The organism is Sphingomonas spermidinifaciens (genome assembly GCF_002351485.1).
Classification (GTDB): Bacteria; Pseudomonadota; Alphaproteobacteria; order Sphingomonadales; family Sphingomonadaceae; genus Sphingomonas; species Sphingomonas spermidinifaciens.
In genome coordinates this window covers 570082-592795 of sequence record NZ_NWMW01000002.1, presented here as the reverse complement: position 1 = coordinate 592795, position 22714 = coordinate 570082, and the positions used below count along the sequence as shown (strand labels likewise).

Below are 22714 nucleotides of genomic sequence, written 5' to 3'. Positions count from 1 at the left end.
GCGTACGATGGTGCCGGGGTGGCCATCAGGGGGGAGAGGGGACCACCCCGGCGAGGATCGGCATCAGAAGCGATAGCCGACCCTGAACTGGATGCGACGCGGCAGCGTCAGCAGATTGTTGCCGATCAGTGGCGGATCGAGCGGATCCTGGATCTGCCCGGTGGCGGGGTTGATGTTGTTGTTCACGCCCTCGTCGAAGCCGGAGAAGTTGCGGTTGTTGAAGACGTTCAGCACGTCGACCGCGACCTCCAGCTCGCCGCCCAGCACCTTGGGCTTGTTCGACAGCGTGAAATTGACTTCGCAGAAGGCGAAGATGCCGATGCAGTTCTTGTCGGGATAGCCCGCCAGGAACTCGCGCTGCCCCGGCTCGGTGCCGCCGGTCGTGTCAATGATCTGATAGGCCGAACCCGAGCCGAAGGTGCTGAGTGTCGAGAACTGGAAGCCGAGCGGCAGGTCGGCAATGCCGGAGATGACGACGCGGTGGCGCTCGTCACCCGGCGCGGTGCGCCAGCCATAATCGTCGGGCACGACCTCATCGAGGCTGAAGAGCCCGTCATTGTTGATCTCCGACTTCGACAGCGTGTACGCGATCGACAGGCCCCAGCCCGACCGCTCGGTATAGGTCTTGTCGAGCGTGACGAAGAGCGCCTTGTAGCGTGTGTCGAGCCCGTCGAACCCGATCAGCGCGTTCGAATAGCCGTTGGCGACGACGGGCGCGGTGTTGCAGCAGGTACCCAGCCCGTTGTTGTTCCGCGTCGCGAACAGATAGGTATAGCCGTTGCGCCCGCGCTGGTACGAGCCGGAGACCGAGGCCTGGAACGGCCCGATCTTCTGCCGCACGCCGAGGCTGAACTGGTCGTTGACCGGCGGCTTGGTGTCGTTCTTGGTGACGAGCAGCTCGGGCAGCGCGGTTTCGGGATTGGTCGCGATCAGCTGGAGCAGGCCGTCACGCGTCAGATAGCTGTCGTTCCACGCCACCGTCGGCAGGCCGCGGCGCGGACGGCCGTCGGCCGAGAAGCGGAACACGCCGATCGGGTTGATCGTCCGCGACAGCTCGTCGACGGTGTTGTTGAAGTTGTTGCGGTCGTAATAGCGGCCGGCACCGCCGAAGATCACCGTCGTCTCCTCGCCGGTGATGTCGTAGGAGAAGCCGAACCGCGGGGCGATCGCGCCGGTGAACGGCTTACGGTTGCTGCCCGTGCTGATGTAATCTTCCGGGTTAAAATAGTCGGTCGTCGGCAGCGCGCGCAGCGCCGCCGCGGCATTCGCGGGCGTCACGAACTTATTGTTGTTCGCGTTGGTCTCGTAATCCCAGCGCACGCCCAGGTTGAGCTGCAGCTTGTCGGTGACGTCCCAGTCGTCCTGCACGTAGAGGCCGAGCTGCGTGTTGGAGCCGTAGATGCGCCCGTTGCCCAGGCCCAGCCGCGCCTCCGACGGGAACTCGAACGTCAGATCATCGGTCGGATCATTGGGCGTCCCGGCATTGTCGGCGCGGTTGAAGGTATATTTCGGCTGGATGAAGGCGTTGTTGTTGAACTCGATGTCGGTCACCTCGACGCGCACGCCCCACTTGAAGGCATGCCCGTCAACCCCGGTATAGGTCGTATCGTTGCGCAGCGTGTAGCTCTGCTGCAACTCGCGCCGCGTCGAATCCTTGCCGCCGTACAGGATCACGCCGGCATATTCGAACGCCGGCAGATCAGGGTTGATCGAGGTCGGATTGAATTCGTAATTCAGATAGTTGGCGTTGAACTCGTTGATGAAGTTGTCGCCGTTGTACGTCCACTTGAATAGGTAGGTGTCGACGAGGTTGCGCTTGTTCTCGGCCGCTTCGAACGCCGTGTTGCCGCCGAAGCCCTGGATGTCCGTCTCCTCGCGCCGGCTGAACGACAGGTCGAAGGTCTGATTGTCGTCGGGCGTCAGCGTCAGCTTGCCGAAATAGAAATCCTGGCGGAACGGGCTGACGAACGCGCCCTCGAACTCGGACAGACGACGACCCGAGAACTGCTCGAACTCCTGGATTGCGACGTCGGCGCCGGTCGAATCGACGTTGAAGGCGCGGTCCTGATCGTTGCCCTCATAGGCGAAGAAGAAGAACAACCGGTCCTTGATGATCGGGCCGCCCAGCGAAATACCATACTGCTTGCGCTCGAACGCGGGCTTGGGCCGGTCGTTGAGCGTATCGAGGAAGCTCGTCTCGGTCAGCGAGCGGTCGGTGTACTGGCCGAACACCTCGCCGTGGAACTCGTTGGTGCCCGACTTCGACACCGAGGTGATGATGGCCGACCCCGCCTGCTCGTACTCCGCCTTGTAGTTCTGCGTGAGCACGCGGAATTCCTGGACCGCCAGCTGGCCGAAGGGATTGCCGCGGCTGTTCTGCTGGCCGGCGACGCCGCCCTCGCGCAGCTTGTTCTTCAGGCTCACGCCGTCGATGAACACGTTGACCTGGCTCGCGGCGGAGGCACCGGCGCGGAAGCTCTTGTCGGTCTCGCTGTCGTTGTAACGCACGCCCGGCGCGAGCGCGGCGAAGCTCAGGAAGTTGCGGTCGGTCTGTGGCAGGGTGCGGATCTGCGCCTGGCTGACGTTGGTGGCGATCTCGCTGGTCTTGACCTCGCGGAGCGTCGATCCGGTGACGACGATGCTCTCGCCCTCCCCGTCCGATCCGCCCACGACGACCTCTCCCTCGGCGGGCGCGTCGCCGGGTGCCGGCACCGCAGGCGGCGTGCCGTCGGCAGGCGCGGGGGCGGCGGCGCCCAGCGTCACGTCGAACGTCGCCGACTGGCCGATCGCGACGGTGACGACGCGCTGAAAGCGCTGGCCGTCCGCCTCGACCGTCAGCGTATAGGCACCGGGACGCAGGCCGTTGAAGATGTAGGCGCCGTTCGCTGCCGTCGTGGCGGTGATCGTGCGGTTGGTCGCCTGCGCCACGAGCGTTACCGTCGCGCCCGCGGCGGGCGCGCCGCCCGATGCGCGGACGATGCCGCGCAGGCTGGCGGTCGTGGTCTGCGCCGCGGCGGGCGCGCCGATGGCGGCGCTGCCGGCAAGCGCGGTTGCGCTCGCCAGCAGGATGCGGACGGCTTGATGCTTCTTCATGATGCTCGTTCCCCTGAACCTGGCCCCTCTTGGCGGGGGCGTGTCGTGTGTGTTGCGGCGGTGCTGTCGCGCGGCACCAGCGCCGGAACCATTTCTTCAACGAAATGATCCGCCGCGCCGTCGACCAGCGCGGCCAGGCGCACGATCGCGCGCGCGCCCGCCTCGGCGATGCCGACGCGCAGCGTCGTCAGTGCCGGGCTGACGAGCCGCGCGAGCGGCACGTCATCGAAGCCGGCGATGGCGATCTCGTCCGGTACCCGCACGCCCGCGTCCCGCAGCGCGACAAGCGCGCCGATCGCCATCATGTCGTTGGCGGCGAAGATCGCCTCGCAGTGATCGGACTCGGCAGCGAGCGCCAGCGCCGCCGCGGCGCCCGAGGCCTCATCGAACTGCCCCTCGACGATCCGCGGCGACAGGCCAGCCCGTGCCATCGCCTCGGCATAGCCACGGCGGCGCCCGTCGGCGTCGATATTGCCCGCCGGGCCAGCGATATGGACGATGCGCCGGCGGCCGGTCGCGACCAGATGCGCGACCATCGCCGCCGCGCCCGCGGCATTGTCGATGCGCAGTTCGGCCCGCCCCTGCTGATTGGGCGCGCAGTTGACCAAAATCGCAGGCACGCTCGGCGGCAGATGGCCGCCGAGTACGTCGGCATCGACCTGAGGCGCCATGACGACGAGGCCATCGACCCGGCCGCGCATCGCCCGCAGCGCCTCGATCCCCTGCTCGGGATCGGCATGCATGTTCGATAGGAGCAGGTGCAGCCCGCGCGCCGACACCTCGCGGTCCATGCCGCGCACGAACTCGCTGAAGAACTCGCCGTGCAGATCGGGCAGGACCACGCCGATCGTGCCCGTGCGCGACAGGCTGAGGCTGCGGGCGCCGGCATGGGGGACATAGCCGAGTTGCTGCGCCGCCGCCTCGACCCGCGCGCGCAATTCGGGCCGCACATTGTCGCGTCCGTTGAGCGCGCGCGAGGCGGAAGCCACCGACACATCGGCAACCCGCGCGACATCACGAATGGTGGCGTTGCCCATTTCCGGCGGCGACCCTCTTCCCGAACCTTCTTTGTCGTGCTGCGCAGCAAACATGCCTCGCGGCCTTGCTGAAACCGGTTACAAGACTCTAAGAGCCGGTGCAAGATCGATTCAGCACGGTGTCTATCCTGGATCAGGAACGCGCCGGAACGAGAGGAGACGCCCTTGCCGCACCTACCCGACCTGTCCCGCCGCGCGCTGATGCTGGGTGCGGGCGCCGCGGCGGCCTGGGCTGCCTCGCCCGCCCGCGCGCTGTTGTTGCAGGCAGCCGAGAGCGGCGTTTCCGCGCGCGTCCGCGACCTGATCGCGGCGATGACGGTCGAGGAGAAGGCGGGCCAGGTGACGCTGATGGCCGCGGCCTGGGCCGGCGGCGCGGCAACGACGCTCAACCCGCCCGCCGGCAACAACAGCTTCGAGGGGCAGCTTGAGGAGACGCGAAAGGGCCGGCTCGGGGGCGTGTTCAACGGCAACGGCGCGGCGATGGCGCGGCGAATGCAGGCCGTGGCGGTGCGCGAGTCGCGCTTGAAGATCCCGCTGATCTTCGCCGCCGACGTCATCCACGGATTCCGCACCGTGTTCCCGATGCCGCTGGCCGAGGCGGGCAGCTTCGATCCCGATCTTGCCCGTCGGACGGCGCGCGCCGCCGCGGTCGAGGCGACGGCGGCGGGGATCGACTGGAACTTCGCGCCGATGGTCGACATCGCCCGCGACCAGCGCTGGGGCCGCGGGATCGAGGGCGCGGGCGAGGACGTGCTGCTCGGCCGGATCATGGCGGAGGCACGCGTGCGCGGTTTCCAGGGCGACAAGGGGCTCACCGCCGACGACGCGATGGCCGCCTGCGCCAAGCATTTCGCCGCCTATGGCGCAGCGGAGTCGGGGCTCGATTACAACAGCGTCGATGTGTCGGAACGGACGCTCCGCGACATCTATTTCCCGCCATTCGAGGCGGCGTTCGCGGCGGGCGCGGCGACGACGATGGCGAGCTTCAACGAGCTGTCGGGCGTCCCCGCCACCGCCAACAAGTGGCTGCTGACCGACCTTCTCCGCCGCGAGTGGAACTGGGGCGGGCTCGTCGTCTCCGACTATACCGGCGACATGGAGTTGATCGACCACGGCTTTGCCGCCGACGAGCGCGAGGCGGCGAAGCTCGCCTTTCTGGCGGGCGTCGACATGTCGATGCAGTCGGGCTTCTACATCCGCCACCTGCCCGACCTGGTCGCCAGCGGCGACGTGCCGATGGCGCGGCTCGACGAGGCGGTGGGCCGCGTGCTGGCGCTGAAGGAGAAGCTCGGCCTGTTCGACGATCCCTTCCGCCGGATCGACCCGCGGCGCGAGAAGACGCGGGTCCGCACACGCGCGCATCTGGCGCTGGCGCGCGAGGCGGCGGCGAAGTCGATCGTCCTCCTGAAGAACGAGGGCGACCTCCTCCCCCTTCCCCGTTCGGGCAAGCGGATCGCGCTGATCGGGCCGTTCGTGCAGGGGAAGCGCGAGTTGATCGGCCCGTGGAACGTCTATGGCACCGATGCCGAGGCGATTGACCTCTTGACCGGCGTGCGCGCGGCGGTGACCGATCCGGCGCTCGTCACCGCCGTCGATGGATCGGGCATCACCGACCCGCTGCCCGGCGGGATCGAGGCGGCGGTCGCCGCCGCGCAGGCCGCCGATGTGGTGGTGCTGGCCGTGGGCGAGGCGCAGAACATGTCGGGCGAGGCGCAGTCGCGCACCGACATCACCATCCCGCCCGCGCAGATGGCACTCGCCGAGGCGGTCGCCGCGACGGGCAAGCCGGTCGTCGTCGTCCTCCGCCACGGCCGCGGCCTCGCCTTGCACGGGGCGGTGCTGGAGGCGCCGGCGATCCTCGCGGCCTGGTTCCTCGGCTCGGAAAGCGGTCCTGCGACCGCCGACATCCTGTTCGGGCTCCAGAACCCCTCGGCGCGGCTGCCCGTCAGCTTCCCGGTCGAGAGCGGACAATCGCCCTATTACTACGCGCACAAGTCGACCGGCCGTCCCAATCCCGGCGACAAGCCCGAACCCTACAAGGCGCATTTCCGCGAGACGCTCAACCGCGCGCGCTTCCCGTTCGGGCACGGGCTTACCTACGGGAAGATCGCCTATTCGGCGCTCGAGGGCGGCGGCGCCACGCTCGCTTCAGGCGGCTCGATCGAGGTGGCGGCGACGGTCACCAATTCGGGCACGCGTGAGGCGGAGGAGGTCGTGCAGCTCTATGTGCGCGATATGACCGCCAGCATTACCCGGCCAGTGCGGGAGCTGAAGGCGTTCCGAAAGGTGCGCCTCGCGCCGGGCGCCTCGCAGCGGGTGGCGTTCACACTGAAGCGCGAGGACCTGACCTTCATCGGCACCGACCTCAAGCCCACCGTCGAACCGGGCAAGTTTCGCCTGTGGATCGCGCCGTCCGCCGAGGCAGAGGGCGTCTCGGGCGAGTTCATGCTGGCCTAGAATCCTCTGCCATCGAGGGGGGCGGCAGCCGCCGGCTGATGGAGGGGAGGTCCACAGGCGTTTTGTTCGCGGTGAGCCCGCCTCCACCGCCTTTGGCAGTCCCCTTCCCGTCCCGGGGCGGATTACGAACTCAACACTCTACCACGTTCGCCGCGAGGCCGCCCTGTGCGGTCTCCTTGTACTTCTCGCCCATGTCGAGGCCGGTCTTGCGCATCGTCTCGATCACCTCGTCGAGGCTGACGCGGTGCGTGCCGTCGCCGAGCAGCGCGAGCCGCGCCGCCTCGATCGCCTTGATCGCGCCCACGGCGTTGCGCTCGATGCAGGGCACCTGCACCAGCCCGCCGACGGGATCGCAGGTGAGGCCGAGATTATGCTCCATGCCGATCTCGGCGGCGTTCTCGACCTGCTCGGGCGTGCCGCCGAGCACCGCACAGAGGCCCGCGGCGGCCATCGAACAGGCGACGCCCACCTCCCCCTGGCACCCCACCTCCGCGCCGGAGATCGAGGCATTCTCTTTGAAAAGGCTGCCGATCGCTGCGGCGGTGAGGAGGAAATCCTCGGTCCCGCGTGGGCTCGCGCCCGGCACCATCCGCTCGTAATAGCGCAGCACCGCCGGCACGATCCCCGCTGCGCCATTGGTGGGGGCGGTGACGACGCGGCCGCCCGCGGCATTCTCCTCATTGACCGCCAGCGCCCAGAGGTTGACCCAGTCGATGACCGAGAGCGGGTCTGCAAGCATCTGCTCGCGCCGCGCCATCAGCCGCTCGAACCCCGCCGCCGCCCGCCGCCGAACCTTGAGCCCGCCGGGCAGGATGCCATGGGTGCGCATGCCGCGGTCGATACAGTCGCGCATCGCCTGCGCAATTGCATCGAGGCGGGCCGACAATGCCGTCTCGTCGATCGCGGCCAGCTCGTTCGCCCGCTGCACCCCGGCGATCGAGCCGAGCGTCCGGGCATGCGCGAGCAGGTCGGCGCCCGAGCGATAGGGGTGCGGCGGGTCGTCCATCATCGCGGGCGCCGCATTGCCGCGCACGGCGTCGGCCTCGACCACCGCCCCGCCGCCGACCGAATAGACGGTGCGCTCGAGGATCAGCCCGCCTTCCCCGTCGAACGCCGCCAGCCGCATCGCGTTGGAGTGGAAGTCGAGCCGTTCGAACATCCGCCAGCCGAGATCGACCGCCGGATCGAACGCCGCGACCCGCCCGCCGGGCAGCGTCACCCGCCCCTCGGCCTCGACCGCTGCCACGATGCCGTCGATCGCATCGGGATCGACCGTCGCCGGACGACAGCCCGACAGCCCCAGCATCACCGCCCGGTCGGTCGCATGCCCCCGCCCCGTCAACGCGAGCGAGCCGTAGAGATCGACCGACAGCCGCGCGACCGGCGCATCGCCCAGCGCCTCGACAAAGTCGCACGCCGCGGTCATCGGCCCCATGGTGTGCGACGAGGACGGGCCGACGCCGATCTTGAACAGGTCGAACACGCTCGCGACCACCGCCGCCTCCTCTCCCGTGATGCGAGAGGAGGTAGCGGTTTCATCTGATACTGTCGATCAGCGCTTCCGGCTCAGCGCATCCGCGGCGGCAGCGAGCTCGATATAGTCGGCGCCCACGTCCACCACATATTCGTTCTCGCCCCAGAAGAAGGGCCAGTCCTCCTTGTTCTCGGGGAAGTCGGGCTTGAGGATCAGCGCGCCGGGCACCACCCCGCCGGCGATGTAGCTGAAATCGGCGCGATTGCTGCCATAGGCGACTTCCTTCGACCGCGTGCCGACCCCCGACACGAACGAGATGTCGCTGCCCGGATGGTTGCCGTGGAGATAGTCGAGCGCATCGTACACGTGCCGCGCGGGAACGATGTCGGGAAACGCCTCGTGAAGGCGATAGGCGGCAAGGCCGAAGCCGACGACGCCGCCATTGCCCGCCCAGCCGCCCTCGCCGATCGGCACGCCGTAGGGATTGGCCTTGGCGAAGCCGGCCGCACGCGTCGCGAACGCGCGTGCCTGTGCCTCGAGCGCGGTTCGGTAGCTCGCCGGCATCAGCGGCAGCGCGTCGAGCGCGGTGGGAAGGTCATAGGCGAGCCGCTCGCCCAGCGTCGGCACCAGCGCCTCGATCGCGCGGGCATAGCGCGCATCGCCCGTCGCCTTCAGGAGCTCGACCGCCGCGCCGAAGCGCTCGGCATCGATCGGCCCGCCGGTCGTGTTGCCGTGGCGGAAGGTGTCGGGCGCACGCCCGTCCTCGTCGGCCCACACCTTTTGCGCGGTCGCGAGCGCGCGCGCGGCGAACCCATCGTCATAGCCCTTCAGCGCCCGCGCCGCCGCCGCGAGCGCCGCTGCCGAGCCGTAATTGAGTGCCGACGCCTTGCTGGTGAAGGCCCAGCGATCGTCGGGCGTGCCGCTACGGTTGCCCTTCACCTCATAGGGCTTGAGGTCGGGGTCGAAGACGAGGCCGTCGGTCTTGGTCGAGGCGTCGCCGAGATGGGTGTACTGCCCCACCTCGGGCTCGACGATGCCGTGGATCGCGTGGCCGACCGCGTCGAACTGCGCCTGCAGCTGCAGCGCGCCGTGGCGGATTTGCTGAAGCAGATCGGGGGTGCCGTCGGGCACGTGGATTTCGACCCGGCGGGTGTTCCAGTCGATCGCGGTCGTATCGCGCTTCAGCCCGAACCGCTCCCAGCTGCGCACCAGCGAGCGGACGACGGCGTACTGCGTCTGCGTGCGGATGTCGAAGTCGCCGGCATCGAGCCAGCCGCCGATGGCGAGGCCGGGGATATGCTCGCCCGGCGCAAACTTGGTGTCCGTCGTCGGTCCCTGGCGATAAAGGTCGATATGCTCGTGATTGACCGGCGCCTGCCGCGCATCGTCGCGGTGCGGGTCGCCGTGCCAGACGCGATACGCCTCGTTGACGAACATATGGTCCATCTGGACGGGCAGATAGACGCCGAGCGACGGGTGCCAGGCATCGGCGAACACGTCGTCGGCGATGCGGAACGGCGCGGTGCGCGTCTTGCCGTATTCGAGCAGGTAGAGGCCGGGCTCGCGCACCTTCGAGAAGTCGAAACGGCGATAGCGGTAGCGGAGGTAATCGCCCCAAACGGGGGCCGGTCCCTGCGCCGCCACTGTCTCGCGCCCGTCGGCATCGATGCGGATCAGGCGCGCGTTCGCCGCCGTCTTGTCGTTCCGGTCGAGCTCGATCGTCGCCACCTTCGCGGCGCCCGCCGTATAGCCGAGCTGCGAATGGCCGATCACTGGCGCGCGCGTCCAGCCGGGCACGCTCGTCATCTGCACGGTCCAGTCGAGCACGCGGCCGCTACGGCCGGCGGGCAGAACGCTGCGCAGCACGAACCAGCCGTTCTGCGCCTGAGCGCGCCCGTCATAAAGCGCGATCGAGCCTTCATTCGCGCGCACGCTCACCCGCTTGGCGGGGTCGGAAGGAGCGAGGACGAAGCTCCTGCCCTCCGCCATCGGCAGCGGCTCCGCGCCCGGCCCGTCGCTGCGTCCGCTCGCCGGGTTGCGTGTCGCGGTGCGCTCCATGTCGGGCGAGGGGTGGAGCGGGAAGATGCCCGGCCGACCGTCGGCCAGATAGCCATTGTGCCAATAGGCCGAGGGCAGGAACTCGAGCGTGAAGCCCGCCTTCCCCGCCACCGCCGCGGGCAGCGCGGCGGGCAGGATCACGCTGACGCGCACCGCCGCCGGTCCGGCAGGCTCGGTGCGCACGGTGTAGCGGAAGCCCTGGTCGGGATATTCGCAATCGACCTCGACCACCCCCGTCTTGCGGTCCACCCGGCGCGCGACGACGCGGGCGAGCGGATCCCATTGACCCGGCGTCGCCGAAAGCCGCACATCGCCGTTGGTGGCGATGCGCGTTTCCTGCTGCACGATCTCGATCCCGGCGATCTTGGCATCGGCGAACAGGTCGGCCTTGTTGGCGAACACCCACATCTCGGCCGCCGGCGCGCGATAACTTTCCTTCGCGTCGAGCGTGATCGGCCGCTGCTGAGCCGTGGCTGCGCCCGCCATCAGCGCGAGCGCCATCGCCGGCGCGAAGGCCATCTGCCTGATCTTCATCACATATAGTCCTTCAGGTAAGGGAAATCGCGCGCTTCTCGCGCATCGATCGATAGATCGCCTCGATGATCCGGATGTCGCGCAGCCCCTCCTCGCCCGGCACGATCGGGGTGCGGTTGTCGCGGATGCACTGTGCGAGATGGTCGAGCTGACCGACGAACTGGTCGGGGCCGCTGGTATCGATATTGGGCGTGGACGTCGCGCCGTTGCGGCGCACGCGCATCGCCTGTCCGCGATAGGCGGTGGCAGGTTCGAGCTCGATCCACCCGTCGCTGCCGATCGCGCGATATTCGTTGTGGCTGGACGAATAGCTCGAGATGCAGCTCGCCAGCAGGCCCGAGGGGAAGCGGAGGGTAAAGTCGATCCGGTCCTCGACGGTGGCGAAGCGCGGGTCGCGGCGGTCGGTGCTCTCGACCGCGGTGACTTCCACGGGCTCCTCGCCCGCCAGATAGCGCGCGGCCTGAAGACTGTAGATGCCGATATCCATCATCGACCCGCCGCCCGACATTTTGTGGTCGAGCCGCCACTGATTGGGCTGGATGGGAAAGCCGTGCGCGGTGCGGATCATCTTGAGGTCGCCGATCGCCTTGGTCCGACACAGCTCGATCGCGGCGACATTGTGCGGCTGGAAGCGGCTGCGATAGCCGATCATCAGCTTCTTGCCCGCCCCGGCCGCGGCGGCGACCATCGCCTCGCACTCGCGCGCGGTCGGCGCCATCGGCTTCTCGCACATCACATGCTTGCCCGCCTTGCTGGCGCGGATCGAATATTCGGCGTGCATCGACACCGGCAGGATGACGTAGACGATATCGACGTCGGGATTGTCGGCGATCCGGTCGAAGGTCGCATAGCTGTAACGGTTCTTCTCGGGCACGTCGTATTCGGCGCCGTAGCGCGCGAGCTTCTCGGACGTGCCGCTGACCAGCGCGGCGATGCGCGAATGCTGGCAGCGGGCGAAGGACGGCATGATCTGATTGGTTGCGTAACTGCCGAGCCCGACGATCGCGTAGCCGAGCTTGCGGCCGGGTTGCGCGCACGCCGCCTGCGGCAGCGCGGCGAGTCCCGCCACCGCGCCGATGCCGATCAGCGCCTCGCGCCGGGTCGTCTCGTTCGTCATGGCCTGGCTCCCAGCTCGATCTCGAACGGTACGACGGGCAAGGGCGCCTCGTCGAAGGTGTTGACGACGGGCGCGTCGGCAAAGGCGTAGCGGACCTTGGTCACAGGCTTGCCGTCGCCCTTCAGGATGACGCGGTCGCCCTCGACCCGCCCCTCGGCGAAGCGGCAGGCGCCGCCGCCACACAGCTCGAACGCGATCGGCCCCGCCGCGCTCCACGCATGGAGCGCACCGGTGACGCCGGTGAAGCGCAGCACCACGTCGGCTCCCTCGGCCACGGCGCTGTCGATCAGCGGCCCCGACGCCGGTCCCTTGTCGCCGTAGGCGACGACGTTCGCCGCCCGCACCAGCCGCTCGGCCAGCGTGTTCTTGTTCGCCGGGTGGATGTCGGTCCGCTCGCCGATATCGACCGCAGTGACGATCGCGGCGTGGCGGTCATTCTTCGCCGCGAGGCGCTGCTCGTTGCGCACCACGCCCCAGCCGCTGTCGGTGGGCGCGAGCGACGGCGATCCATAGTCGGCAAGGCCGACGATCAGGAAGGGCAGCTCGGCCACTCCGAACTGCCGCCGCCAGCCCGCCATCAGCGCGGCCATGCGCTGGTCGTAGCCGGGCTTCCCCACGTCGCTCTCGCCCTGATACCAGGCGACGCCCTTGAGCGCGATCGGCCCCAGGGGCGCAATCATGCCGTTGTAGAGCGTCGAGAGGCCGCCATGGCTTTCCCAGGGCGTGCGCGGGACGGCGGTCGCGCCCGACTCGGCGGCGATGCTGTAGCGCCAGCCGTCGCCGAGCGGGATGGCCGCGCCGCCCGCCGGGGTCAGCTTCATCGCCTCGACCGGTCCGCGCAAACCGCCCGGACCATAGGTGTCGGTCACGGCGACGACGATCTCGTTGGCGCCCGCCTTCAGCGCGCGGGCCGGCACGGTATAGCGGCGCGCATCGCCCCAGCCAAAGCTCGACCCCACCGCGACGCCGTTGACCCAGACGGTATCGAGCTCGTCGATGCCGCCCAGCTCGAGCACGGCGTCGCCGCCGGCGCGCGGCAGCTCGACCGTCTTGCGGAACCACACGGTGCCGTTGAGGTCCGCCATCTCGGACACGCCCCATTCCTCCCAGAAGGCGAGGCGCGGGACCGGGTTCCACTGGCGGCGGTCGGGGGCGTTCCACGGCTCCTGCCCGGCCGTCTCGCCCGACACGCCGCGCCACCACGTCCCCCACCGCTCGGCAAAGCGCGCGCTGCCCGCCGAAGGATCACGCTGATAGAGGGCGAGGAGCGCGGCGTCCTCGGCCATGCCCGGCAGCTTCGCGGCGTCGGCGCTGGCGATCCACGGACGGATCTGCGTGCCGCCCCAGCTCGAATCGATCGCGCCCATCGGCACTTTCCGCTCGGCCTTGAGCTGCTTGACCATCAGATAGCATGCGGCCGAGAAGTCGGCGACGCTCGCCGGCGCGGCCGCGGCCCAGGCCGGGCGCGGCGTCAGCGGCGTATCGGCCGAGAAGGCGACCTTGTGCTCCATCGACAACAGGCGGATTTGCGGGTCGGTGGACCAGGTGACGATCGGGTCGCCGTTCAGCGTCTTGTGGGTCTCGAACTCCATGTTCGACTGACCCGAGCAGAGCCAGACGTCGCCGATCAGCAGGTCGTCCATCGCCGCCGTCGCGGTCCGGCCCTTCGCCGTCAGCCTGTACGGGCCGCCCGCCTGCATCGCCGGCAGCACCGCGCGCCAGGCGCCATCACGGCCCGCCTTCACCGTGCGGCGCGCGTTGCCCATCTCGACCGCGATCGTCTCGCCCGGATCGGCGCGGCCGGTGACGACGATCGGCGCCTCGCGCTGGAGCACGGCGTGGTCGCTCATCGGCGTGAGGATGACCGGATCGGCCCGGGCCGTTCCCGACCCCGCGGCACCCGCCACCAACGCCGCCACCCCGAACGCAGGCCGCAAGATCGCCTTCATCCCTCACCCTCTCTTCTTTATCCTGTCTGATATCGCTACCAGCATGACATGACGCCAACAAGCGTCAGGGAGAGGACAAAAAATGTCGAACGAGCACCGGGGATTCACGCGGCGCGGCGCGCTGGCCGCGGCAACGACCGCCGGCGCGGCGATGGCGCTGCCGGTAGCGGCGACGCAGCGGCGCGCGCAGCCCAGCCGGCATGAGCTCTGGTACGACGCGCCCGCGACCAAATGGACCGAGGCGCTGCCCGTCGGCAACGGCCGGCTCGGCGCGATGGTGTTCGGCGGCACCGCCGGCGAGCGGCTGCAACTCAACGAGGACACGATCTGGGCGGGATCGGCGGAGAACCCCGTCAATCCGCGCGCAAGGGCCGCCCTGCCCAGGGTGCGCGAGCTGGTCTTCGCGGGCAAGTTCGCCGAGGCCGAGAAGCTCGCCTCCGCCGACGTGATGGGCGTGCCCTTGAAGCAGCCGCCCTACCAGACCGCGGGCAGCCTGATGATCGACATGGCGGGCGCCGATGCGGGCGTGACCGGCTATCGTCGCAGCCTCGACCTCGCCACCGCGGTCGCCGAGACGCGCTGGACGGCGAACGGCACGACCTATCGCCGCCGCGTCCTCGCCTCGCCCGTCGATCAGGTCATCGCGGTCCGGATCGAGGCCGACCGGCCGGGTGCGATCGCCGCGCGGCTGGGCTTCACCTGCCCGCTCAAGTCATGGAAGGTCGCGCCCGAGGGGCAGGACACGCTGATCCTGTCAGGGAGCGGCGACCCGCACCATGGCCGCCCCGGTGCGATCCAGTTCGAGGCGCGGCTGCGCGTCCTTGCCGAGGGCGGGCGGGTGACGGCGAACGGCGATGCGCTGATGCTAGCGGGCGCTGATGCGGTGACGCTGCTGATCGCCATCGCCACCAATTTCCGCCGCTTCGACGACCTGTCCGCCGACCCGGCGTTGATCACCCGCGACCAGATCGCCCGCGCCGCCGCCCGGCCGTTCGCGGCGATCGAGCGCACCGCGACCACCGAGCATCGCCGCCTGTTCGATCGCGTGCGCCTCGACCTCGGCGACGGGCCGAACCTGCCCACCGACAAGCGCATTCAGGCGATGCGGACGGGCGACGACCCGGCGCTCGCCGCGCTCTATTTCGACTATGCCCGCTATCTCCTGATCGCCTCGTCGCGGCCGGGGACGCAGCCCGCCAATCTTCAGGGTATCTGGAACGACCTGCCGACCCCGCCCTGGGAGAGCAAGTACACCGTCAACATCAATACCGAGATGAACTACTGGCCCGCCGAGCCCGCGGGCCTGCCCGAACTGACCGAGCCGCTGATCCGCATGGTCGAGGAGATGGCGGTGACGGGCGCGCGGACGGCGCGCGAGATGTACGGCGCGCGCGGCTGGGTCTGTCACCACAATACCGACACCTGGCGCGACACCGCGCCGATCGACGGGCCGCAATGGGGCCTATGGCCGACCGGCGGCGCGTGGCTGGCGATGCACCTGTGGGATCGCTGGGACTACGGCCGGGATCGCGCGTATCTGGAGCGTATCTGGCCGGTGCTGCACGGCGCGGCGCTGTTCTTCCTCGACACGCTGCAGCGCGATCCGACGACCGGCGCGCTCGTGACCAACCCCTCGATCAGCCCCGAGAACCAGCATCCCTTCGGGGGGGCGCTCTGTGCCGGGCCGGCGATGGACAACCAGATCCTGCGCGACCTGTTCGATCATGTCGGCGCGGCCGCGCGCATCCTGGGCCGCGAGGACGAGAGCACGCGCGCCATGGCCGCGGCGCGCGCGCGCCTCGCGCCGGATCGCGTCGGCAAGGCGGGGCAGCTCATGGAATGGGCGGAGGACTGGGACATGGAAGCGCCCGAGCGCAACCATCGCCACGTCTCGCACCTCTATGCGCTCTACCCCAGCCATCAGATCGCCCCCGACACCACCCCCGCGCTGGCCGCGGCGGCGAAGCGTACGCTCGAGCTGCGCGGCGACGAGGCGACGGGCTGGGCAACCGCGTGGCGGATCAACCTGTGGGCGCGGCTGCGCGACGGCGACCACGCGCACCGCATCCTGCGCTTCCTGCTGGGGCCGGACCGCACCTATCCCAACATGTTCGACGCGCACCCGCCCTTCCAGATCGACGGCAATTTCGGCGGCGCGGCGGGGATGCTCGAGATGCTGATACAGGATCGCGGCGATACGCTGCTGCTGTTGCCGGCGCTGCCGAGCGCGTGGCCGCAAGGGTCGGTGACGGGCGTGCGGCTGAAAGGGCGCGGGATGCTCGACCTTTCGTGGCGCGGCGGTCGGCTGGCGAGCGCGCGGATCAGGAGCGAGCTGGCCGGCGAGCGGCGCGTGTTGCTGGGAGACAAAGCGAAAACCTTACGGCTGACGCCGGGTCGGATGGTGCGGCTGACGGGACGCGATTTCGCCTGAGCCTTACCCGGGCGAGGGCCCGGCATACCGCCCCTTGGTCACCACGGAGTTGATCCGGCATGACGGGGGTGGTGGGCCACCATCCCGCGACGCTCAAATCGCGCTCAACCCCTGCACCTTGATCCGGTCGATCAGGTCGCGGTGGCGCGGCAGCCCGGCCCGCAGCTTCTCGGTCTGCATACGGTTCTCGCGCCGCGCGCGCTCGGCGAGGCGGGCGTCGTCGCCCAGCGTCACCGGCTCGACCTCGGTGCGGAAGCCCATGCCGTAGAGGACGTACTGATAGCTCGCGGCGGGAAACACCTCTTCCGCGCGGTCGAACTCGTCGTGGAACCAGGGCGACTGCCAGCGCCACAGGTCGATGAGGTCGGCGAGGCGGTCGGGAATGCTCTCGGTCCGAACATTGTCGCGCCAGAAGTCGGTGTCGGTCCGCTTGGTCAGCACATAGTGGAGCTTAAGGAAATCGACGATCCGGCCCCAGCGATAGGCCGTCGTCTCGTTGAAGCGCCGCGCGATCGTGTCCATCACCTCGCGCCGCGCGGGCATCTGTTCGGCGATCAGCTTGGCCGACAGCTCGATGAGCACGATGGCGGAGGCCTCGAGCGGCTCGAGGAATCCCGCAGCCAGCCCGACAGCGACGACATTGCGCTTCCAGAACTGCTCGCGGTGGCCCGCGCGGATCGGGATCTTGCGCACCGACAGGCCATCGGCGGCGGCGCCGGCATAGGCGCGCAATTCCCGCTCGGCGGTCTCGTCATCGACATGCGCGCTCGAGTAGACATAGCCGAGCCCGCGCCGCGTCGGCAGGCCGATGTCCCAGATCCAGCCAGCCGACTGCGCGGTCGAGAGGGTGTGCGAGGCGATCGGGCTGTCGGGCCGCTCATGCGGCACCTGCACCGCCATCGCGGTATCGCAGAACAGCACGTCCTTGAGCGGCCTGAACGGCACCCCCATCGCACCGCCGATCAAGAGCGCCTTGAACCCGGTGCAATCGACGAACAGATCGCCCGGAATCGTCCCCGCCTGCTCGGTCACGAGATGCGTGACGTCGCCGTCCTCGGCCTGGCAGACCTGGGTCACGTCGGCGAGGATGTGGCGCACGCCCAGCTTCTGCGTGCAGTGCCGCGTCAGGAAATCGGCGAACTTCCCCGCATCGAGGTGATAGGCATAGTTAGCGACCGCGTCATATTCGCGCGTGGCGATCGTCTTGGGCGCGAGGCCGTCGTCGCAGATGCGCCCCTGCGGGCAGACGGCATCGCAGAAGCTCTCGTCGTCGTTCGCCGCCAGCCAGTGCGGCACGAGGTTCAGATGCTGGAAATTGGTCGGCAGCATCAGCGGGTGGTAATAGGCGTCGTCGGGCGCGCCCGTGGTCCAGCGCTGGAACCGCGCGCCCTGCTTGAAGGCGGCGTCGCACTCGCGGAAAAAATCGGTCTCGCTCACGCCCATCTTGGCGAGGGTGGAGCGCAGCGTCGGCCACGTCCCCTCACCCACGCCGATGATCGGCACGTTGGGCGATTCGACGAGGGTGACGCTGAACTGCCCCGCGTCGATGCGGGTCTTGTGCCGCGCGGCAATGACGCCCGCGGCCAGCCATCCGGCGGTGCCGCCGCCAACGATGACGATCTTCTGTACCGGCCCGGTCATGGCCCCATTCTCTTGAAAAAGAAGGGGCCGGGCAAGCCGTGATGCCCGGCCCCAGTCGGGGATCAGAAGCGGAAGCGGACGCCTCCGGTGAAGCGGCGGCCATAGGCGAACACGTCGAGCAGCTGGTTCGAGTAGCGGCCGTGCGTGCTCTGCACCTCGTCGAACACGTTCAGCGCTTCGACGAACACGCTGTAGTTCGACGTGATGTCCCAGCTCGACGACAGGTCGACCTGGATCGCCTCGTTGACGAAGGTCGGTTCCGCGCCGAACGCCGAGTTGTTCTGCGCCTGGCCGAACTGCGACAGATACTTGTCGCGCCAGTTTACCGCGGCACGGATCTGGAACCCGTCCTTGTCGTAGAAGCCGACGAAGTTGGCCGAATTGGCCAGACCGGTCACCGCGAAGCCCGTGGTCGACAGGTCGGTCTCGTCATAGGGCCGGTTGGTTTCGACGAAGGTGGCATTGGCGTTGAAGCCGAAGCCCGAGTCGCCGAACACCTGCTGCCACGCGATTTCGACGCCGCGCACCTGCGCACTCGGCCCGTTGACGCGCTGCGACACGACGAACACCGCCGGCTGGCCCGTGGTCGGGTCGATGACGCCGTTAATCGTCTGCGACTGCGCACCCGCGACGTTGAAGTTCGACACGTCCTTGATGAAGCCGTTGACCGAGAAATACGAGTTGCGGGCATAGTACCACTCGACCGCCGCATCGTAGTTCCACGACAGGAACGGCTGGAGCGCCGGGTTGCCGCCCGTCGCCGTCAGCGCGCCGCGCCGCTGGCCGACGCCGATGTTGAGCACCGGGGTCAGCACGTTGAGCGACGGCCGCGTCAGCGTACGCGACACGTCGCCGCGGATGTGCAGCGTGTCGGTGATCTCGAGCTTCGCATCGAGGCTGGGCAGGAAGTAATCGTAGCCGCTCTCGGTCGTCACCGACTGCTCGGGCGTGAAGATCACGGTGAGCAGCGTCGGGTCGGTCGTGCTGGTCACGATCGAGGTCGGCAGACGACCGAAGCCCGACGAGGCGATGTCGGTCTTCTCATAGCGCAGGCCGGCGTTCAGGCGGAACGCCATGCCGCCGAGCTCGCCCTTCAGGTCGCCGCGGATATAGGCGGCATAGGTCTTTTCGCGGATGTTCTGCCGGCCCGGATCAAGCGCGAGGTCGAACGTCCCGGTGAACGGCGGCGTGCAGCAGCCGGCGTTGAAGCCCGGAATGTTCTGGACCTGCGGATTCCCAAGCCCTTCCAGATACTTCTGATAGAGGAACGGGTTGATCGCGATCAACTCGGGCGGCAGCGACCCTTCGAAGCCGGGGATCCAGTCGCCGGTGGGGATACGGTCGGCCAGCAGGTTTGCTGGGATCAGGACGCCGCCGCCCTGGCCCGAAGGCGCACCGTAGCCGGCATAGGCCTGCCAGTGATTGTTGATGAAGGTGTTACGGCCCTGCAGGCTGTACTCGTCCTCCAGGTACATGCCGCCCGCCTTGATGCTGAACTGGTCCCGCTCCCACGCAACGTTCGCGCGGAACTGCACCACCTCGTCGCGGTTCTGCTGCGCCGTGCGGACGGTCACGTGACTGCCGATGACCGAGGTGTCGGTCCAGCGCGCCTGATTGCCGCTCGGACCGAAGGTGTTGAGCACAGGGAAGCTGTTGCGGCTGTCGCCCGTCACCGCGACGCCAAGCGTCGTGCCGAGCAGGCCGCCATAGCCGACGTCGGCATTGTCGCTGCTGATCCGGCCATCGGGGTTGAGCTTCGACAGCGAGTAGCTGGCGTCGAACTCGAAGCGAAGGCTGGGCGTCGCCTGCAGCTTGAGGTTGGCGCCGACCTGGTTGGTTTCGAGCAGCGAGCTTTCAATCGCGCCGGTGAAGTCGGTGGGCGTGCCCGCCTGACGGAAGTCGACCGTCGTGCCGTTCTCGTCGAGCTGGACGTTGCGCAGCTGATCCTGGTTGAACCACATACCGAAGCCGGCGATGTTGGTGTTGACCGTCTGACGCGAATAGTTGTCGTCGATCGTCAGCAGGATCGCATCGCTGGGCTGCCACTGGATGGCGAGACGCCCGTCGAGACGCTCGTCCTTGGTATAGCGCTGATCGGCGCCGTACTGCTGCTGGTACCAGCCGATGATCTCGCGGCGATTGGTCGGCGTCGCCCATGCGGCCGAGCTCGCATCGGCGGTCGGCGAACAGGTCGCCGCGGTCGACCCGGCCAGCTGGCACGGGGCGTAGCGACCGCCCTGCCAGCCCGAAACGAAGACGCGGTTTGTCTCGGTATCACGGCGCGTATAGATCGCGCTGCCGAGGATCCCGAACGTGTCGCCCGCGAAGGTCTTGCTGAACAGCGCGCCGACCGTGGGGACGAAGGTGCCCGCCTTGTCCTGAAGCGAGCCGCCCGCGGTCACCGCGATGCGCTCGCCCATCTTGTCGAAGGGCTTGGGGTAGCTGATGTTGACGGTCGCGCCGATCGAGCTCGACGAGACGGTCACGTCGGGCGTCTTGTAGACGGCGAGCTGGCCGACGAAGTCGGCACCGACCGTGGTGAAATCGACCGAACGGCCGCCCGAGGCGGTCGACAAGCGGCGCCCGTCGATCAGCGTCTCGTTGAAGTCGCCGCCGAAGCCGCGGACGGTGATGCCCTGCGGCTCGCCGCGGTTACCCGAGCGGTTGATCGACACACCCGGCAGGCGCTGGAGCGAGGCGGCGACGTTCGAGTCAGGAAACTTGCCGATATCTTCGGCCGAGATGACGTCGACGACGCCGGGGGCGGTGCGCTTGATGTCGAGGTTGCGCTGGAGCGACCCGCGGATACCGGTAACAATGATGTCCTCGGCTGCGGCGTCGGCATCGGGCACAGCATTGCCCTCGGCCGGTGCCGTCGTCTCGCTGCCAACCTGCTGATCCTGCGCCCATAGCGGTGTCGCGCACGCGATCGCCGCGATGCTGGCGCCGCCGGCGAGCAGCCGACGGACGGTGCCGCCGCTGATACCGGTAACAAACGCCGAGTCGCCAAATCCCTTCATGCTGTCCTCTCCCGTCGCTCTTCTCTATCTTGCAACGCCTTCGGCTCGCCGGCCGAACTGACATTGCGGGCCCGACATGAGGGCCGGACGATTCGATCCTATAGCCATTTGGGGCTGGCGACAATCGCTATTGTCGGTCTAAATCGCCGGAAACGCCGCCGTCGGGTCGGCCGGGAGGGGAAAGACATGGCCGCGCAGCGCCTTGAACTGCTCAACGCGAACGATCATGCGGGGCTGCGGCTCGGGCCGATCCACGATGCGCCGCCGCCCTTCGTGCAGATCGTCCTCGACGAGTTCGCGAGCGCGGCGACGCTGGCGCCGATCTTCGTGACGCGGGCGGAAACGACCGGCGAATTCTACGCCGGCGCCATCCTCGGCCTCAAGCCAGAGGAGCCGCCGCTTGTCGCACGCGAGGAGCTGACCGGAGTGTTCGAGCCGCTCGACTGGTCGCGCCGCGGTTTTCATGTCGTCGGCGAACAGGTGGCGATCGATCGGGACGATCCCCGCTTCGCCGACTCTGCCGGCGAGCCGCTGTTCGGCAGCGACGGCGGTCCCACCCCTGCCCTTGCCGGCATGGCACAGGCGCTCGGCCGGCTGAAGCAGGGGATCGACGACACCCGCGCGTTCATCGACGCGGCGCTGGCCCACAAACTGCTCGAGCCGATCGAGGTGTCGCTCAAGTTCGACGATGGCGAGCGGCTGAATCTCGCCGGACTCTACACGATCAGCCTCGATGCGATCGGGGAGCTGGGCGATGCCGAGGCGCTGGCGCTGCTGCGCGCCGGGCACCTGCAGTCCGCCTATACCGTCGCGCAGTCGGTGCGCCAGCTCGGCCGGCTCGCGCAGCGCCGCAACGCGCGACTGACCGGATGAGCCAGCCGGTCACCGCGATCGATGCCGCGACGCTGCCCGACCGGGCGGCGTTCGAGGCCGCGGTCGTGGCGCCCTGCCGGCCGCTTGTGCTGCGCCGTGCCGTCGCCGACTGGCCAATCCTCGAGGCTGCGGCGAGCGGAAGGGCGGCGCTGATCGACGCGCTGCTGCCGCTCGCCGCCCCCGGCCCGGCCGAGCTCTTCGTCGGCCCGTCCGAGATCGCCGGCCGCTATTTCTACGCCGCCGACCTCGACGGCTTCAATTTCGAGCGCCGCTCGATGCCCCTGCCGGACGCCATTGCCGCGATCGGCGCCGCGACCGGCGAGCACAGCCTCTACCTAGGCTCGATCCCGGCCGAGATCGGCTACCCCGCCTTTGCCGCCACCCATGCAATGCCCTGGCTGCGCGAGGGCGTCGGCCCGCGACTTTGGCTGGGCACCGCCTCGACCGTTGCTTGCCATCATGACCGCCTCGACAATCTGGCGGTGTGCGTCGCCGGGCGGCGGCGCTTCACGCTGTTCCCGCCGGAGGCGATCGGCGACCTCTATGTCGGGCCGATCGACCATACGATGGCGGGCCAGCCCGTCAGCCTCGCGGTCGGATCGGCGCCCGGCGGCCGGCAATGGCCGCGGTTCGAGGCTTGGCGCGAGCAGGCGCTGGTCGCCGATCTCGAACCCGGCGACGCGCTCTATCTCCCCAAGCTCTGGTGGCATCAGGTCGAGGCGACGGGCGACCTCAACCTCCTCGTCAACTATTGGTGGGACGCCCATCCCGCCGGCCCCGACGATCCCTTCACCGCCATGCTGCTGGCGATGACCACGCTCGCCGAGCGTCCGCTGCCCGAGCGCACCGCATGGCGCGCCTTTTTCGACCATTATGTCTTCCGTCCGGACCGCCACCCGCTCGAACACCTGTCGCCCGAGCGGCACGGCATCCTCGGCCCGCTTGATGCGAACCGCGGACGCATCCGTGCGATGGTCATGCAATGGCTGCGTCGTTGACGCGCGCTTTTGTCTGACTAGACTGAGATCCT

12 protein-coding genes are annotated in these 22714 nt (G+C 68.8%); 4 read left to right on the top strand and 8 right to left on the bottom strand.

Going from position 1 to position 22714, the window contains the following annotated elements; genetic code table 11:
* Positions 1-63: 63 nt before the first annotated feature.
* Together COC42_RS12830 and COC42_RS12825 are read right to left on the bottom strand one after the other, a co-directional pair.
* Positions 64-3093, bottom strand: a complete 3030-nt coding sequence (locus COC42_RS12830; RefSeq protein ID WP_096343699.1) for a TonB-dependent receptor — start codon at positions 3091-3093, stop codon at positions 64-66.
* Positions 3090-4184: a LacI family DNA-binding transcriptional regulator gene (locus COC42_RS12825; protein WP_425442853.1), complete on the bottom strand. Its 1095-nt coding sequence runs from the start codon at positions 4182-4184 to the stop codon at positions 3090-3092. Before COC42_RS12825 ends, COC42_RS12830 begins: the two co-directional genes overlap by 4 nt.
* A 147-nt stretch (positions 4185-4331) precedes the next feature.
* On the opposite strand from COC42_RS12825, the gene COC42_RS12820 reads away from it, so the two are divergent.
* Positions 4332-6587 carry a glycoside hydrolase family 3 N-terminal domain-containing protein gene (locus tag COC42_RS12820; protein WP_096343697.1) on the top strand — a complete coding sequence of 752 codons (2256 nt, stop codon included), beginning with the start codon at positions 4332-4334 and terminating at the stop codon, positions 6585-6587.
* Positions 6588-6717: 130 nt separating this feature from the next.
* Here COC42_RS12820 and COC42_RS12815 read toward each other — a convergent pair whose 3' ends face one another.
* Genes COC42_RS12815 through COC42_RS12800 form a run of 4 tightly spaced genes read right to left on the bottom strand, consistent with a single transcriptional unit; the run spans position 6718 to position 13719 of the window.
* Complete coding sequence (locus tag COC42_RS12815; RefSeq protein WP_096343696.1) at positions 6718-8082, bottom strand: L-serine ammonia-lyase; 1365 nt, start codon at positions 8080-8082, stop codon at positions 6718-6720.
* Positions 8083-8139: 57 nt separating this feature from the next.
* Positions 8140-10653, bottom strand: coding sequence for a glycoside hydrolase family 9 protein (locus tag COC42_RS12810; protein ID WP_245844112.1), 2514 nt, complete (start codon positions 10651-10653; stop codon positions 8140-8142).
* Positions 10654-10666: 13 nt separating this feature from the next.
* A complete protein-coding gene (locus COC42_RS12805) occupies positions 10667-11770 on the bottom strand; it encodes a Gfo/Idh/MocA family protein (protein WP_096343695.1) in 1104 nt (367 codons plus the stop codon).
* A complete protein-coding gene (locus COC42_RS12800; RefSeq protein WP_096343694.1) occupies positions 11767-13719 on the bottom strand; it encodes a sialate O-acetylesterase in 1953 nt (650 codons plus the stop codon). Before COC42_RS12800 ends, COC42_RS12805 begins: the two co-directional genes overlap by 4 nt.
* A gap of 82 nt (positions 13720-13801) precedes the next feature.
* Here COC42_RS12800 and COC42_RS12795 point away from each other — a divergent pair, with 82 nt between their 5' ends.
* Positions 13802-16150 carry a glycoside hydrolase family 95 protein gene (locus tag COC42_RS12795; protein ID WP_245844111.1) on the top strand — a complete coding sequence of 783 codons (2349 nt, stop codon included), beginning with the start codon at positions 13802-13804 and terminating at the stop codon, positions 16148-16150.
* Positions 16151-16243: 93 nt separating this feature from the next.
* Here the strand turns inward: COC42_RS12795 and COC42_RS12790 are convergent, their stop codons facing one another.
* Positions 16244-17791, bottom strand: a complete 1548-nt coding sequence (locus COC42_RS12790; protein WP_096343693.1) for a tryptophan halogenase family protein — start codon at positions 17789-17791, stop codon at positions 16244-16246.
* A gap of 62 nt (positions 17792-17853) precedes the next feature.
* Positions 17854-20811: a TonB-dependent receptor gene (locus COC42_RS12785; protein ID WP_096343692.1), complete on the bottom strand. Its 2958-nt coding sequence runs from the start codon at positions 20809-20811 to the stop codon at positions 17854-17856.
* 186 nt (positions 20812-20997) lie between these two features.
* On the opposite strand from COC42_RS12785, the gene COC42_RS12780 reads away from it, so the two are divergent.
* A complete protein-coding gene (locus tag COC42_RS12780; protein ID WP_096343691.1) occupies positions 20998-21684 on the top strand; it encodes a SapC family protein in 687 nt (228 codons plus the stop codon).
* Positions 21681-22682: a cupin-like domain-containing protein gene (locus COC42_RS12775; RefSeq protein ID WP_096343690.1), complete on the top strand. Its 1002-nt coding sequence runs from the start codon at positions 21681-21683 to the stop codon at positions 22680-22682. Before COC42_RS12780 ends, COC42_RS12775 begins: the two co-directional genes overlap by 4 nt.
* Positions 22683-22714: the final 32 nt, after the last annotated feature.